The 16,150-nt window shown below is 44.1% G+C and carries 10 protein-coding genes and 2 pseudogenes; 1 reads left to right on the forward strand and 11 read right to left on the reverse strand.

What is annotated here, in order from left to right; translation table 11 throughout:
• Positions 1–34: 34 nt before the first annotated feature.
• Positions 35–4,258 (forward strand): lectin like domain-containing protein, encoded by a 4,224-nt coding sequence (locus AC075L_RS14870; RefSeq protein ID WP_020993682.1) that lies wholly within the window; start codon positions 35–37, stop codon positions 4,256–4,258.
• Between the two features lie 70 nt (positions 4,259–4,328).
• Here AC075L_RS14870 and fabV read toward each other — a convergent pair whose 3' ends face one another.
• The 11 genes and pseudogenes from fabV to infB form a co-directional block, all read right to left on the reverse strand.
• On the reverse strand, positions 4,329–5,513 hold the full coding sequence (gene fabV / locus AC075L_RS14875; protein ID WP_008707571.1) for an enoyl-ACP reductase FabV: 1,185 nt from the start codon (positions 5,511–5,513) through the stop codon (positions 4,329–4,331).
• A 292-nt stretch (positions 5,514–5,805) separates the two neighbouring features.
• Positions 5,806–6,318 carry a dCTP deaminase/dUTPase family protein gene (locus AC075L_RS14880; protein WP_008707572.1) on the reverse strand — a complete coding sequence of 171 codons (513 nt, stop codon included), beginning with the start codon at positions 6,316–6,318 and terminating at the stop codon, positions 5,806–5,808.
• Positions 6,319–6,582: 264 nt separating this feature from the next.
• Positions 6,583–7,071: an anaerobic ribonucleoside-triphosphate reductase activating protein gene (gene nrdG, locus AC075L_RS14885; RefSeq protein WP_008707576.1), complete on the reverse strand. Its 489-nt coding sequence runs from the start codon at positions 7,069–7,071 to the stop codon at positions 6,583–6,585.
• Positions 7,072–7,077: 6 nt separating this feature from the next.
• A pseudogene (locus AC075L_RS14890) lies at positions 7,078–9,172 on the reverse strand (polyribonucleotide nucleotidyltransferase).
• Between the two features lie 412 nt (positions 9,173–9,584).
• Positions 9,585–9,851, reverse strand: coding sequence for a 30S ribosomal protein S15 (rpsO, locus tag AC075L_RS14895; protein WP_008707580.1), 267 nt, complete (start codon positions 9,849–9,851; stop codon positions 9,585–9,587).
• Positions 9,852–9,992: 141 nt separating this feature from the next.
• The gene (locus tag AC075L_RS14900; RefSeq protein ID WP_476387862.1) at positions 9,993–10,568 is read right to left on the reverse strand and encodes a riboflavin kinase; all 576 of its coding nucleotides are present in this window, start codon (positions 10,566–10,568) and stop codon (positions 9,993–9,995) included.
• Positions 10,534–10,893 carry a hypothetical protein gene (locus AC075L_RS14905; RefSeq protein WP_476387863.1) on the reverse strand — a complete coding sequence of 120 codons (360 nt, stop codon included), beginning with the start codon at positions 10,891–10,893 and terminating at the stop codon, positions 10,534–10,536. Before AC075L_RS14905 ends, AC075L_RS14900 begins: the two co-directional genes overlap by 35 nt.
• Before the next feature lie 5 nt (positions 10,894–10,898).
• On the reverse strand, positions 10,899–11,786 hold the full coding sequence (gene truB / locus AC075L_RS14910; protein WP_008707583.1) for a tRNA pseudouridine(55) synthase TruB: 888 nt from the start codon (positions 11,784–11,786) through the stop codon (positions 10,899–10,901).
• Entirely contained in the window at positions 11,783–12,745 is a 963-nt protein-coding gene (locus tag AC075L_RS14915) for a DHH family phosphoesterase (RefSeq protein ID WP_008707584.1), read from the reverse strand. The genes truB and AC075L_RS14915 overlap by 4 nt, the downstream gene beginning before the upstream one ends.
• Positions 12,746–12,759: 14 nt before the next feature.
• On the reverse strand, positions 12,760–13,155 hold the full coding sequence (gene rbfA, locus AC075L_RS14920; protein WP_008707585.1) for a 30S ribosome-binding factor RbfA: 396 nt from the start codon (positions 13,153–13,155) through the stop codon (positions 12,760–12,762).
• A 168-nt stretch (positions 13,156–13,323) separates the two neighbouring features.
• A pseudogene (infB, locus tag AC075L_RS14925) lies at positions 13,324–16,148 on the reverse strand (translation initiation factor IF-2).
• Between the last annotated feature and the right edge of the window lie 2 nt (positions 16,149–16,150).

Genomic DNA, 16,150 nt, shown 5'->3' on the forward strand with positions numbered 1-16,150 from the left:
CACCCAAATATTCAAAACAAGGAGGGCTTACATAATGAAAAAGAAAAAATTTCCGGTTTTTATTCTATGCTCACTTCTAACCCTTACCAATATTCAGACACCATGGGCATTTTCGGATGAAGCACCCGATGATCCGGTATTTTCGGATGAATCGGTCGATGATCCGGTATTTCCGGTTGAACTGCCCGACGATCCGGCATTTTCTGACGAAATCACTCCTGATGAAGCAACATACGCCAAAGACACTGCAGATATATCTGCTTCCGGAAATTCCATTCCGATCACTGCTGACAGTGGATTTGCAGACCCTGTTTTCCAAAAATGGATTTCCGAAAACATTGATACAGATCGCAACGGGCTTCTCTCTGACGAGGAAATCTCCATGTGCACAGAAATCAGTATTCCTTCCATGTCAGTCGATTCCCTGGAAGGCATCGAATATTTTTATAATCTGAAAACCCTGGACTGTTCTGACAATGAACTGCTGTTTCTCGATGTATCAGCCAACACAGTTCTGAAATCTCTGAACTGCTCGCACAACAATCTGCTCAGTCTGGATCTCTCCTCATGCAAAAAACTGAAAGATCTTGACATCTCCTTTAACAACTGTGGGAGCAACAGTTCCATCAGTCTTCCCAAAAGTTTTTCTGTGGAGAAATTAAACATCTCTTCTGTTGTTCTTGATGATTTTGATTTCTCCCGTTTTTCCAGACTGAAAGAACTGGATTGCAGCAACTGTAATCTGCGCGCTCTTAAACCTGCATCTATGCCATCACTGGAAAAGCTTATCTGTTCCGGCAATCTCCTGGATACCCTGAACTTAAGCCGTCTTTCCGGTTTGAAATATCTGGACTGTTCTTCCAACAGTATACAGACTCTGAAACTGCCGGACACCAGATCACTGAATACCCTTTACTGCCAGAATAATCTTCTCACTAAACTGAACCTCTCCGGTTTTTTATCACTGAAGAAACTGAACTGTTCCGACAATAAGCTGTTGGAGCCTGATCTTCGCGGCTGCTTTCCCGAGGAACTGATCTGTAATGATAACGTGATCCGCACTCCTATGGAATTTTATGATCTGTCTCAGTTCGCTTCACCTGAAGATATCACCATAATGGAAAATGGCATGATCGACACCTCTTACCGGCTGACTGCTATTAATAAATTAAACCCTGTAAAAATCCGCCGCAGATTTACCAGTGCCGGCACAGAACAATATGGCACACAGATCATTTACATTGGATATCTGCTTGAAAATGATTTCCGATCACCTGCATTGTTTCAGCAAATGCAGCAGAACTATCCACTGACAGACGATCATATGCTTTCCCGCGAATATCTGAAGGAAGTTTCTTCCCTTTCCTTTGACGAAGATTTTCCGTTATTTTCTTCAGATCTGGCCTATTTTACAGGACTGAAAAGTCTGAGATGTACGGATCTTCCTCAAATCACCGAACTGGATCTCAGCAGAAATCCGGAACTTACCGAACTGATCTGTATTGGAACAGGTATCCGTTCTCTGAACCTTACCTCCAACAAAAGCCTGGAATCTGTTCAGCTGTGTAACAACAGCCTTTCCTCATTAAATATAACCGGACTTACGTCACTTTCCAGCCTTGACTGCCGCTTTAATTCTCTGGTCAGCGTTGATACCACAGGCTGCACTGCTTTGAAGGATAACCTGTTCTTTCCGCAGCATACATGCACCGTCAATGCTGATCAGGCAGGAAAAATTTCGTTCGACCAACTGGGAAATTTCCATCAACAGCTGGATACACCGGCAGCAATCCTCGCAGGCGATGAACTTCTGTACACACCCGGAGATGACTTCTTTACTCTTTTAAGTCCTGCCGTAACCATGACGGAAGCATCTTTTTCCATTATGGATACCAATACATGGCAGATTCTCGGAACCTGCCGGATGACCATAAACATTGAATCAGGAACTCCTGTCACTCCTGAAAAACCGTCATTAAAAAAAATCAAATCCACTCATGAGGTTACCATCACCTGGAAAAAAGCAAAGAATGTCAGTGGATACCGGATTCTCCGCAGAGAAAAGAATAAATCAGAGGCTTCATGGAAAGCAATCGCAACAGTTTCCTCTTCCCGTACCTCCTATACAGACAGTACCGGACTGATCAAGAAATCCTACCTGTATACAGTGCAGTCCTACACTTTCCGGAACGGTAAGAAAATCTACAGTAAATATAACACCAAAGGCCTGACCGGTACAGCAAAACTCAAACGCCCTGCGGTTAAAAAGCCCCAAAAAGATGTTGTCATAAATCTTATGTGGGACGAAGTTCCGGGTGCCGATGGCTATCGCATCTACCGCCGCAGGAAAGGTATCTCCAAATGGACAAAACTGGGAGATATTGAATTTTCCGGGTTGTATTACACAGACGAAACTGCTGTTCCCAAAACAGTCTATGATTATGCAGTCCGCCCATACCGTAAGCTTGGCAGCAAAATTTCTCTGGGTGATTACAGCTCCACCGGATACGTCTGCCAGACTGCAATTCCAAAGGTCAGCCTGACTTCTGTCACTGAGCAGGATGGCGGCGTCACAGTAAAATGGAAACACCAGACTTATGTCACCGGCTACTTTATTTATCGTGCAGACGATCAGAACAGTAAATACTGTAAAATTTCAGATACACCAAACGGTCCTGATTCAGAGGAATACTATGCATATTATGAACCAGTGCCATTCGGCTCCGTAAATCCATTATATAAAGTTCGGGCATACGTCCTTATCGGTAAGAAATATTACTATGGACCATATTCCAGAGCACTGGCTCTAAATCCGTACTCCGATAATCTCAATGCTCACGATTTTTCGGAATTCCACATGGGTTACCAGTTAAGCAACAGTTCTTCCTCCACAGGTTTTGACCGTAACTATAATGACGGTGGCAGTTTTTCCATGGCTGCCGCCTATCTTACACGCGGATCCGGTCCTGTATACGAATGGCAGGCTCCTTACGAAAATATCTCATCAGCATCCTATGACTCATTCACACCTGCGCTTAGAGTAAATGAGATTATGTTTATTCCCCAGCGAAAGAATGCATTAGATAATCAGGCAATCAAACAGGCAATTATGAATTACGGTGCAGTATCTGCATCCTATCTCTCCGTTGACGAATACTACTCCAATGATCAGATTTCCTTCTGCCTTCCCGACGATTACGATGCAGGAAGGGCTCCTGCCGGTTCTGCACCTGTCATATCCACACAACATGCTATTGCTATTGTAGGATGGGATGATGATTACGCAAAAGAAAACTTTCCGGTCCGGCCGGCCGGCAACGGTGCCTTTCTTTGTAAAAACAGCTGGGGAAAAGATTTCGGGGACAATGGATATTTTTATATTTCCTATTACGACGGCTTTCTGGGTATGCAGGAGTTCTCCATGGCATTCGGAAAGATTTCCTCTGATAACACCTGTAACCGCATTTATCAGTATGATCCTTTAGGTGCCACCACTGCTTTCGGTTATAATGATGAACTGTACTGTGCCAATGTATTCCCTGAAAACGGACAGAAATTAGCCAGGAAAGAGCAGCTTGGTTCTGTCTCCTTCTATACCTATGATAATGATTATAACTATGAAGTTTATATTGTTTCTTCCTTTAAGAATCAAAACTCCTTTCAAAAGCTTCCTTCTCCTGCTGCCCGGGGAAACTGCCGGTATGCCGGATATCATACGGTAGATTTTTCCAGACCTGTGACTTTAAAAGCAGGCACACGTTTTGCTGTAGTCATAAAGTTATGGAGCAGCACAGGTGCAAAAACGTATTTCGAGGCTCCTCTGAACGGCACCAGTTCCAGAGCCACTGCTTCTGACGGAGAAAGTTATATCAGCCATCATGGGGATATATGGACGGATTTTAACACCTATCTGCCAAACACAAATGTGTGCATCAAAGCATTTACCAATGGTAAAATCACAGAAAATGTCCCTGCTGCCGGTTCAGACGGTAAAGATATTTCCTGTGAAAGCTACTCCGCTGAGGAACTGAAAGAACGAGGATTTCTCCTCAATCCGGCTTATGAAGACGGAAGTTCAGATATGGTCTCTTCTGTAAGCACCGGAAACGCATCTTCAGCCTCTGCCCCTGTACTTCCTGCCGCCTATGACCTGCGTCAGAGTGGTCGTGTATCCCCTGTGAAAAATCAGGGGGAACAGGGATTATGCTGGACATTCTCCACTTACGCTTCGCTTGAGAGCTTTCTTCTTTTTTCCTGAAAAAAATCCTCTCCCGGAATATCTATGAACATTCATAAATATTTCCGGGAGAGGATTTTTTATAGTCATTTTACATTACAATCCCGTTGATCTCCACATTCGCATCTACGTCCTGTGTATAGTCAATATCACTGTAATGGAATCCGAACATATGATAGAAATCTTCCCAGTAGCCGTCAATGTCGCAATACTGATTTACTGTATCTGTAGTGACTGCTTTCCAGCATTTCTTTACTTCTTCCTGAATCTCAGGGAGCAGTTCGTAATCATCCATACGGATAAATCCGTTTTCATCTGTCCGGAAACCTTCCGGGGTATAGAGTTTCTGTGTAAAAAGCCTTGCAATCTGCTGAATACAGTTTTCATGATTTCCGGCCCTTTTCATAACTTTATAAAGAATAGCAAAATACAGCGGTACAACCGGAATAGCTGCACTTGCCTGAGTTACCAGACCTTTGTTTACAGAAATTACTGCGCGGACATCCGGATGTGCCTGATTAATCTCTGACATTGTTTTCTGTAAGTGCTGTTTGGCAGTTCCAATGGTTCCATGATAGTAGATTGGATAAGTCAGTTCCGGTCCGATGTAGGAATATGCTACGGTTACTGCATTCTCAGTCAGTACATCTGCTGCTTTCAGCGCATCAATCCAGTCTGCCCAGTCTTCACCGCCCATAACCTTTACAGTACTTAAAACTTCTTCCTCTGTAGCAGGTTCTACTGTTTTCTCTGTGATCTCATTATTTCTCAGATCCAGACTCTTCTCTGTAAATGGCTCATCTGTAGTTTTCAGACAGGAAGACCAGGTCTTTCCTTCTGCATCTGTACGTCTCGGTGCTGCCAGGCTGTAGACTACCAGGTCCACTTTTCCAAGATCCTGTTTGATCAGTTCAATCGCCTTCTCCTTGATTTCCTTTGAAAAAGCATCTCCGTTAATGGTCTTTGCATAAACACCTTTCCCGGAAGCCAGTCTGTGAAACTCTGCTGTATTATACCATCCGGGTGTAGCTGTCCTTCTGCCATTTGCCTGACGTTCAAACATGATTCCAAGAGTATCAGCACCACAGTTTTCCAGTGCACAGATACGGGATGCGAGGCCGTAGCCTGTAGAACATCCGATGATCAGTGCTTTTTTTGTTCCGTTTACCATTCCCTGTTTACAGGCGTAATCTGCCTGGTTGCGCACACTCTCTGCACATCCCTGCGGATGTGCGGTTGTACAGATATATTCTCTTACTTTTGGCTCGATGATCATAACTTTTCTCCCTAAATTTATTTCTTTGCCTGATATTTTTTAGTCAAGCGGATAAAATCATCCGCTTCGTTACTTGTTCATAATCGAATAACTGCTCCGCAGTATATACGCTTGAATTGTATGTATTGCAAATATTTTGAATCTCAAAATATTATAGCAAAGAAAAAGCAGAACGTAAAGTAAAAATCTCAGATTCTTCCCTATGTTCTACTTTTTTTACATTCTGGCTCTGATTTCATCTATAAACTTTGTGAAATATGCATCCGCCAGAACATTACATTACTTTTACCCACTATTTCGCAGTAGTACTTCCAAATCCACCATTGCGGATTTCTGTAGCATCATCATCTACCGTGATTCCGTACTCTACAAAGATTCCCTGCATGAATCCTGTATCTGCCGGGATTGTAAGAGTTTTGTTTTCATTGGAATCATTTGTGATCTTTGAAAAAATGTGGCCTTCGTTATCTGAATAGAAATAATCACTGTCAATAATACCAACTGTGTTGTTAAGCTGAAGACGGTATTTAAATCCCAGTCCGCTTCTCGGATAACATTTCAGCACCCATTCCGGCTGCATTTCCACCCGGATTCCTGTCGGGATCTTTACTGTTTCGCCTGGTTTCAGAGTAAATTCTGCCGGTGCGAAAAAGTCATAGCCGGCACTTCCTGCTGTCGCTCTCTTCGGCAGACGGATAGCCTCGTATACTTTCTCTGCTTCTTCCTGAGACTGTGCGAAGGTATCGATCCAGTCTGCTGTGAAGCGTTCTTTGCTTACTTTATGAAATTTCGCGATTCGTTTCATCTGTTTTCCTCCTGTCTGGTCATGCAAAGCTAACACACCTGCTTCGCAGTACACTCATAGCTGAATATTTGGTTACTGTTCACACACCACTATCCCGAGACATACGAGCCAAAATTCCATTGCCGCAGGCAATCTGGAATGAATTTTGGCTACGTTACTGTGAACGGAGTGAACAGTAACAATATTTTGTGATCATCACTGACTGATTCAGTAAAAAAGCAGTTCAGGTACACCTGACGCATACTTGAACTGCCTGTATATTTCTTATTTATGCAATACGACTTTTCCTTCATGAAGAGTTTTGGGAACATCGATCACTCTCTGATTGCTGGAACCTTTCCATTTCAGGGAAAGTTCTTTCTTGTCCACCTCAAATTCACCGTCTACGCAGACATCCAGATAACGCACAATCTCTTCTTTGCAGATCTCCTCCCAGAGGAAACCTGTATAAAGCCAGATTGTTTTACCAGGATATCTCTTTCTGATCTCCTTCGCAAAGGCTGTTACCTCAGTGATATTTGCCGGGTGCAGTGGATCTCCACCTGAAAAGGTAATTCCGCTCACATAATCCTTATCCAGTTCCGCAAAAATCTCCTTGCGTTCTGCCTCACCGAAAGGCAGTCCGCCATTTGGATCCCAGGTGACAGGATTCTGGCACTCCGGACAGCAGTGATTGCATCCTGCCACCCAGAGCACTACACGAAGTCCGTCGCCATTAAGCATATCGTCCTTGGTAATATTGTGATATCTCATAATTTTTTACGCTTCTTCCGGTACATCCTTCATGCTGAAACTGATTCTTCCCATCTTGTCTTTGCCAAGGCAGATAACCTTAACTTTATCACCAAGTGTGAGAACATCCTCAACACGATTGATTCTTTCTTTACAGATCTTGGAAATGTGTACCATTCCCTCTTTACCCGGTGCAAATTCAACGAATGCACCAAACTCTTTGATGCTGACAACTTTACCTGTAAAGATCTGTCCTGCTTCAAAATCAGTTGCAATGATCTTAACCATGTTAGCTGCCTCATCCATGCTCTTCTGATCAACTCCACAAATAGATACCGCACCTTCGTCTGTGATATCGATCTTAACACCTGTACGCTCGATGATCGTATTGATAGTCTTTCCTCTCTGACCTACAACATCACCGATCTTCTGAGGATTGATCTGGATCTGGATGATCTTCGGAGCATATTCGCCTACAGTTGTACGGGGAGCTGCGATGCATTTCTCCATAACTTCTGTCAGGATATATTCTCTAGCTTCTTTTGTACGTCTGATTGCTTCTTCTACGATCGGTCTTGTCAGTCCATGGATCTTGATATCCATCTGGATTGCTGTGATACCGTCATGAGTTCCGGCTACCTTGAAGTCCATATCTCCGAAGAAGTCTTCAAGTCCCTGGATATCTGTCAGAACGATGTAATCATCATCTGTATCGCCTGTTACCAGACCACAGGAAATACCTGCTACCGGTTTTTTGATCGGTACACCGGCTGCCATCAGAGACATTGTGGATGCACAGATACTTGCCTGAGAAGTAGAACCATTGGATTCAAATGTCTCAGATACAGTACGGATCGCATATGGGAATTCCTCTTCGCTTGGAAGTACAGGAACTAATGCTCTCTCAGCAAGTGCACCATGTCCGATCTCACGACGTCCCGGTCCTCTGGATGGTTTTGTCTCACCTACAGAATAGGACGGGAAATTGTAGTGATGCATATATCTCTTTGAAGTTTCAAATTCGTCAAGTCCGTCAAGCTTCTGTGCTTCTGCAAGAGGAGCCAGAGTTGTGATGGTACAGATCTGTGTCTGTCCACGTGTGAACATAGCAGAACCATGTACTCTCGGGATAATATCTGTCTCTGCTGCCAGAGGACGAATCTGAGTAATGGCACGACCATCAGGACGTTTGTGGTCTTTTAAGATCATCTTGCGGACAGTCTTCTTCTGATACTGATATACAGCCTCACCCAGAACTGCAAGCCACTCTTCCTTGTCGGCAAAAGCTTCTTTCAGTTTCTCTGTTACCTGACGGATATTTTCTTCTCTTGTCTGTTTATCGTCAGAGAATACGGCAACTTCCATTTCTGCCGGAGGTACGACCTCTTTGATCGCTGCGAAAAGTTCTTCCGGAACTGCACATGATTCGTAGCTGTGTTTCGGTTTTCCGCATTCTTCTACGATCTTATCGATAAATTTAATGATCTCCTGGTTTACTTCATGAGCTTTATAGATAGCTTCGATCATCTTGTCTTCCGGAACTTCTTTTGCGCCGGCTTCGATCATGATTACTTTCTCTCTTGTGGAAGCTACTGTAAGCTGAAGGTCAGATACATCTTTCTGTGCCATGGTAGGGTTGATGATATATTCACCATTGATCAGACCAACCTGTGTGGTAGCACACGGACCATCAAACGGAATATCGGAAATGCAGGTTGCAATAGAGGAACCAAGCATAGCCGGAATCTCCGGATTACACTCAGGATCAACAGACATAACCATGTTTACCAGTGTTACGTCGTTTCTGTAGTCCTTCGGAAACAGAGGACGCATTGGTCTGTCGATCACGCGGGGAAGTAAGGATTGCATGCTCGCTTGCTTTTCCCTCTCTCTTGTTAAATCCTCCTGGGATTTTGCCTACTGCATACATTTTCTCTTCATATTCAACGCTTAACGGGAAGAAATCAATTCCTTCTCTTGGCTCTTTGGATGCTGTTGCTGTAGATAAAACTGTAGTATCACCATAGTGCATTAATGCTGCACCGTTTGCCTGTTTTGCAACGCGGTTGATATCTACTGTCAAGGTTCTTCCGGCTAATTCCATGGAATAACTTTTGTACATATGTTCATTCTCCTTTTTTCATAATTCTGTTGTCATTTTCTGTTACCGTTCACTGCATGTCCGGTAACTACTTTATTCTTTTCAAATTTGTCTGTTCCGTCTGCTGACAATCTTGTCCATCAACGTTCAGACTTTTTATGAAATTGTCACATTAAAACAGGAGTCCGAAACAACTGAAAAAACTACTTTTCAGGCAAATATATCTGCCTGTTTTGTTACTTTCATATACAAAATAATCTTTTCAGTAGTCTCGGAAATAACTCCTGTCATGTTTCGCAGCTTCTGAATATGCAGATGCAGTCGAAACAACAAGCCACCGCAATCCTGAAAAACACCATATTTTACAGAACTGCCATATACATAAAAAGGGAGGCGGATGGAAATCCGCCCCCTTCCGCATACTAAAAGGCTATTATTTTCTTAAGCCTAATTTTTCAATCAGTGCACGGTATCTTTCGATGTCTGTTTTCTTCAGGTAAGCTAACAGTCCACGTCTCTGACCTACCATTTTCAGAAGACCACGTCTGGAGTGATGATCTTTATGGTTGCTCTGTAAATGCTCTGTAAGTTCCTGGATTCTTGCTGTAAGAACTGCTACCTGTACTTCCGGTGATCCTGTATCGCCTTCAGTTCTTGCATATTCTTTCATGATCGCTGCTTTCTTTTCTTTTGAAATCATTGTGATTTCCTCCTGTATTCTATAATTATTATTGATTGACCGCCACACATTAAGAGATGGTCGGAGCGTCCGGTCCCTGAACATGGGCTAAATTCACCTTGGTTAGTATAGCACATTGATTCTGGCGTGTAAACCTCTTTTTTACAAAGTTTCAAAATATTCCTGTCCCTTCACAGCATCCCTCTCCAGCTGTGCCTTCAGTGCCTCCAGCGAAGAAAACTTCTGTTCAGGTCTGAGGAATTTTTTGAAATCTACCTTGCAGTATTCCCCATACAGATCTTCATTGCAGTCAAACAGATATGTTTCCACACCAATAAACTTCTCGCCGCCAACAGTAGGCTTATGACCTACATTGGTAATCCCCTGATAACTTCTGTCTCTGAAATGGGATACTGTGATATAAACCCCGTTTGGAGGCATCAGTTTCTCTACCGGAGGGATCAGGTTGGTGGTCGGAAGCAGATATTTATGTCCCATTCCACGTCCATGTTCAACGATTCCTTCTACTGAGAAATCTGTTCCCATAAGGAAACGGAATTTTTCCATATTTCCTCTGTTCAGTTCTTCCCTGACAAAGGTACTACTAATCTTACGGCGTCCGTCCATTTTTTTTGGCAGGACTTCCGTATGAAATCCATATTTCTTTCCGAACTCTTTGAGCATGGCAGGAGTTCCTTTCCGCTCATAGCCAAAACGGAAATCCTCTCCAACTGCCACATAGGAAACCTGCAGATCTTCCTATCAGTATTTCTTTTATAAAATTCTCTGCTTTCATGTGCCGTATTTTCTCTGTGAGCGGACATTCCAACAGTATATCCACTCCCATTTCTTCCAATATACGACATCTCTCTTCCTTTGTGAGGATTGTTCTTGAGGCAGTTCCAAGCGCAAGTACAACCGCCTGTGCACCTTCCTGTTTCTGCTCAATAATTTTCTCAACCAGTTTCTGATGTCCGCGGTGTATGCCGTCAAACTTCCCAAGTGTTACCGCGCTGTGTGAAATTCTGGGAAAATCATTCTCAATCCTTAAATATTCCATCATGTCTCCTAAAACATTTTTACAGGGAAATACCTGTTTCTTTTCTCGTCCCACTGGTAAACTCCGGCAAAACTGCCTTCACTGCTGCACATACGGATCCATCCGTTTTTCTCCTGTGCATCGACCAGTGCCTGTACAAGAGGATTTCCATTAGCCAGAAGTCTGTCCCCTTCTTTTGTACAGCATACCCTTGGATACTCTGCAAGAATCTCCTCAATACCGAGGATTTTACTCTCTATAGTTCCTTCCTGCACTGCCTCTTCTGTCTGCGCCAGGGTAATGGCATCATCCAGTGTAAATCTGCCCACCTTTGTCCGCAAAAGACTTTCCATGGCAGCTCCACAGCCCAGTTTTTCCCCTATATCATGGCACAGAGTACGGATATAGGTTCCCTTGCTGCAGGTCACACGAAAACGCACCAGCGGAAAACTGATATCCAGAATTTCTATCTCATAAAAATGTACAGGTCTTGGTTTACGCTCCACAGTCTTGCCCTCTCTGGCAAGTTCATAGAGTTTCTTTCCATTGACCTTCAGTGCTGAATACATTGGCGGCACCTGCATATAGTCTCCCACAAAAGAACTGACCACTGTGCAAAGCTCTTCTTCTGTAACGGAAAGCTCTGTAGTCTGTGAGAGAACAGTTCCGCTCATATCCTGGGTATCCGTAACAACACCCAGACGCATCACTGCCTCATAAGTTTTCTCTTTATCTGTGATCATATCCACCAGACGGGTTGCTTTTCCCAGAGCCACCGGGAGCACTCCTTCTGCATCCGGATCAAGAGTTCCGGTATGTCCGATTTTCTTCATATGAAGGATTCCCCGAAGCTTTGCCACCACATCATGGGAAGTGAATCCTTTTTCCTTACGGATTACAATTACTCCATCCATCAGACTTCCTGCTCCTGAAACTGTTTGCAGATCTGTTCTGTCACATTGTTGATCACATCATACACAGAACCCTGAAGATCACATCCGGCTGCTCTCATATGACCGCCGCCGCCAAAATATACTGCAATCTTGCTTACATCCACATTTCCGTTGGAACGCAGGGAAACTTTGAAAGACTGAGTTTCCACTTCATAGATAAACATGGCAACTTCCACTCCCGCTGTAAGGCGAAGCTGACTGACGATACCGTCCAGATCCTTGCCATCCACACCATAGAACTCCATGTCTCTTTTTTTAAGATATCCGATAATACATTTTCCATCCAGAAGCAGGATACTCTCTGCAAGAACACGCCCCATTACCTGATTCTGCACATAAGTTTTCTGATAGAAAGATTCGTCAATGATCTTACTGAAATTGAATCCTGTCTTCATCAGTTCCCCGGCAATACGCATGGTCTCCGGTGAAGTTGAAGAGTACTGAAATACCCCTGTGTCATGAACCATTCCCGTATAGATTGGCACTGCAATGGTACGGACCACTTTCTCAGGATCAAAAAGCCCATAGAGAACCTCACAGGCAGAGCTTACCTCTCCCCTGATATGATTCACCTGTGCAAATCCGGAGTTACTGATATGATGATCAATACATGCTGTTCTTTTTGCAGTGTCAAAGTATGGACCTGCAATGGCAAGTCTGTCTCTTGCACTTACATCACAGGTAACAAAAAGGTCATACTCTTTGTCACCATCCAGCTCTGTTTTAATCTCATCCATACAGTCAATATGTCCGAAAACAGGTTTGGGATTATCCAGGTACACATCTGCCTGAATTTCCGGATAATAGGTTTTTACATATAAATATAACGCCATACAGGAACCAACGCAGTCACCATCCGGACGGATATGTCCGCCGATTCCCATTGTTTTCACACCTTCCAGTATTTCCGCAATATTTTCCATGTTCTCATCCTCTTTTAATTCTCATCCTGCTCCTCATCCTGTCTGTGGGAGTTGCTGTCTTTCTTGGTAACATCATCAATAAGCTTTGACATATTTACACCATACTCAATAGATTCGTCCAGAATAAAACGGATCTCCGGTGTATTTCTCAGGTTTAAATTACGCGCCAGCTGGCGTCTGATGTAGCCTTCTGCACTGTTCAGACCTTTGATCGTCGCTTCCTTTGCTTCTTTTTCACCCAGCACACTGATATATGCTCTGCAGGTTTTCAGGTCAGGAGCCACTTCTACAGCCATGACAGAAGTCATCGGATGAATACGCGGGTCCTTGATCTCGTTGCGGATAATGGTGCTGAGTTCCTTCTGGACTTCCCCATTGATCCGGGTATTCTTAATACTGTTTTTTCTCATTTTAAGTTTTACTCCTATATATCCGGCAATTCTGTCAAATACTGTGAGCAATCCGGATCATCGACTATCCTGATCACATTATTTTCTGAATTACCACAATCAAGTCAAGGTGCGCACCACACTGTACCTGACACTATGAATCGCGCACCCTACCTTTATAAACCATTACTATCTCGGTACTTCTACCATGATATAAGCTTCTACTTTATCTTCCTCTTTCACATCGTTAAATCCGTCAAATACAAGGCCACATTCGTATCCTGCCTTAACTTCCTTAACATCGTCTTTGAATCTCTTCAGGGATGCAAGCTCACCTTCAAATATCTGCTCGCCTTCTCTGGAAATACGAACCTTGCAGTTTCTCTGGAAGATACCATCCAGAATATAGCTTCCTGCAATCGTACCAATACCGGATGCCTTGAACAGCTGACGCACTTCCGCATGACCGATAACTTTCTCCTCAAATATAGGATCAAGCATACCCTTCATGGCAGCTTCTACATCTTCGATTGCCTGATAAATAACTCTATACAGACGAAGATCTACACCTTCCTGCTCAGCAAGCTGTTTTGCGGTTGCATCCGGACGGACATTAAAGCCGATAATGATCGCATTTGATGTAGCCGCAAGACTTACGTCAGACTCATTGATCGCACCAACACCGCCATGGATCACCTTTACAACCACTTCTTCGTTGGAAAGTTTGGTCAGACTCTGTTTTACAGCTTCCACAGATCCCTGTACATCTGCTTTGACAATGAGCGGAAGTTCCTTCAGATCGCTTGCCTGAATCTGATCAAAGAGATTATCCAGAGATAATTTGCCCTTAGTCTCCTCAAGAAGACGGTTCTTGTTCTCAGATACAAATGCACCTGCAAAGTTCTTGGCTTCCTTATCACTGTCAAATGCAAGAAGAATTTCACCTGCATTCGGCACATCACCAAGTCCCAGGATTTCTACAGGAGTAGAAGGACCTGCTTCTTTAATCCTGCGTCCCTTATCATCCATCATGGCACGAACCTTACCATTGCATGCTCCTGCTGCAATAAAGTCTCCCACATGAAGAGTACCTTTCTGGACAAGGATCGTGGCAACCGGACCTTTACCTTTATCAAGCTGAGCCTCGATTACAAGACCTCTTGCGGAACGGTTCGGATTTGCCTTTAATTCACATACCTCGGCTGTAAGAAGGATCATCTCAAGAAGAGTATCGATTCCCTCTCCTGTATGTGCGGATACAGGAACAAAAATCGTACTTCCGCCCCAGTCTTCCGGAATCAGTTCATATTCAGAAAGTTCCTGTTTTACACGCTCAATATTAGCACTTGGCTTATCAATCTTGTTGATTGCAACTATGATCTCAACGCCTGCCGCCTTCGCATGGCTGATAGCCTCTACTGTCTGAGGCATCACACCATCATCAGCTGCTACAACCAGAACTGCAATATCTGTGGAGTTTGCACCACGCATACGCATAGCTGTGAAAGCTTCATGTCCAGGTGTATCCAGGAATGTGATCTTCTGTCCGCCAACCTCTACTACAGAAGCACCGATATGCTGTGTGATACCGCCGGCTTCTCCACGTGTTACATTTGTCTTACGGATTGCATCCAGAAGAGATGTTTTACCATGGTCAACGTGCCCCATAACACAGACTACAGGTGGTCTTGAAACCATATCTTTTTCGTCTTCTTCATCCTCTTTGAGGAGTTCTTCGATAACGTCTACCTTCTCTTCCGGTTCTGCGATGATATCATATTCCAGAGCAATCTCCTGAGCTTTCTCAAAATCGATCTCATGGTTTACGGTAACCATCATACCCTGCATAAAGAGCTTCTTCACAATTACTGACGGCTGCATTTTCATAGCTTCTGCCAGTTCGCGGATCGTCATCTTCTCCGGAAGTGTGATTTCCTTAACCTCAGGTTTCTTCTCTTCCTGTTTTGGCTGCGGAGCCGGTTTCTGCAGAGCTTCGGGATTCTGGAATTCTTATTGAATCCACCCTGGTTTGGTCTGCGTCCGCCACTCTGTGTCTTATCAAAATCTTTTTTCTTGTTTTTGTTCTCTCTGTCTCTTTCTCTCTTGCTGTCTTTGGAAGTCTTTGTCAGTTCCGGTGCAAATGCCATATCGTCATTCTTTCTTGTATTCTGGCGCTGTCCCTGACGTCCCTGACTGCCGCCGAAGCGTCCGTCACGTCCTTCACTTCTGTTTCCGTCCGGACGACCCTGGCCATTGCCCTGCGGTCTTCCTCCCTGACGGTTTCCATCTCCCTGTGGTCTTCCCTGTCCGAAACGTCCTCCCTGACGATTTCCATCGCCCTGGAATCTTCCGCCCGGACGGCCCTGACCATCGCCCTGGGATCTTCCCTGTCCGAAACGTCCTCCCTGGCGGTTATCTCCCTGGGATCTTCCCTCGCCCTGAGGTCTTCCCTGACGGTTTCCTTCGCCCTGGTTTCTTCCCTGGCCAAAACGTCCTCCCTGGGATCTTCCTTCACCCTGAGGTCTTCCCTGACGGTTCTGTCCGTCCGGTCTTCTGTTGCCTGTACCTGGGCGGTCATTATTATTTCTTCTTGGTCTGTCACCGTCTGTTCTTGAACTGTCGGAATTTCTTCCTTCTGCATTTCTTGGTGAACCTGTTCTCTCGCCTTCAGCTTTCACAGGTTTCTTTCTTGTTTTTCCTCCGTCACTTGCATTCTGTGCATGAAAAACGCGGATAATATTTTTTTTCTTTTTAGGTGTTTCAGTTTTATCTCCTTCTGATTTTGCTGTTACAACCTTTTCTTCTGTCTTGGGAGTCTCCAATTTCGCAATATGCTCCTTTCCCCTGTTATTATTGTCTTTTCTGAATCTATTCTTTACTTCCGAAACCGCAGGCTCATCCACCATACTCATATGGCTTCTCACATCAACGCCTTTTGATTTCAGAAACTCGATCACTTCTCTGTTCTGTCGTCCAAGCTCTCTGACCAGCTCATGTACTCTTAATTTTGACAATC

The organism is Blautia sp. ZXY-1-B12 (assembly GCF_056339915.1).

Bases quoted from the DNA above. Each gene is read 5' to 3' on its own strand.
- rbfA (WP_008707585.1), bottom strand. From the start codon at position 13,155: ATGAGAAAAAACAGTATTAAGAATACCCGGATCAATGGGGAAGTCCAG.
- AC075L_RS14915 (WP_008707584.1), bottom strand. From the start codon at position 12,745: ATGGAAAATATTGCGGAAATACTGGAAGGTGTGAAAACAATGGGAATC.
- AC075L_RS14870 (WP_020993682.1), top strand. From the start codon at position 35: ATGAAAAAGAAAAAATTTCCGGTTTTTATTCTATGCTCACTTCTAACC.
- rpsO (WP_008707580.1), bottom strand. From the start codon at position 9,851: ATGATTTCAAAAGAAAAGAAAGCAGCGATCATGAAAGAATATGCAAGA.
- AC075L_RS14880 (WP_008707572.1), bottom strand. From the start codon at position 6,318: ATGAAACGAATCGCGAAATTTCATAAAGTAAGCAAAGAACGCTTCACA.
- AC075L_RS14905 (WP_476387863.1), bottom strand. From the start codon at position 10,893: ATGATGGAATATTTAAGGATTGAGAATGATTTTCCCAGAATTTCACAC.
- fabV (WP_008707571.1), bottom strand. From the start codon at position 5,513: ATGATCATCGAGCCAAAAGTAAGAGAATATATCTGTACAACCGCACAT.
- nrdG (WP_008707576.1), bottom strand. From the start codon at position 7,071: ATGAGATATCACAATATTACCAAGGACGATATGCTTAATGGCGACGGA.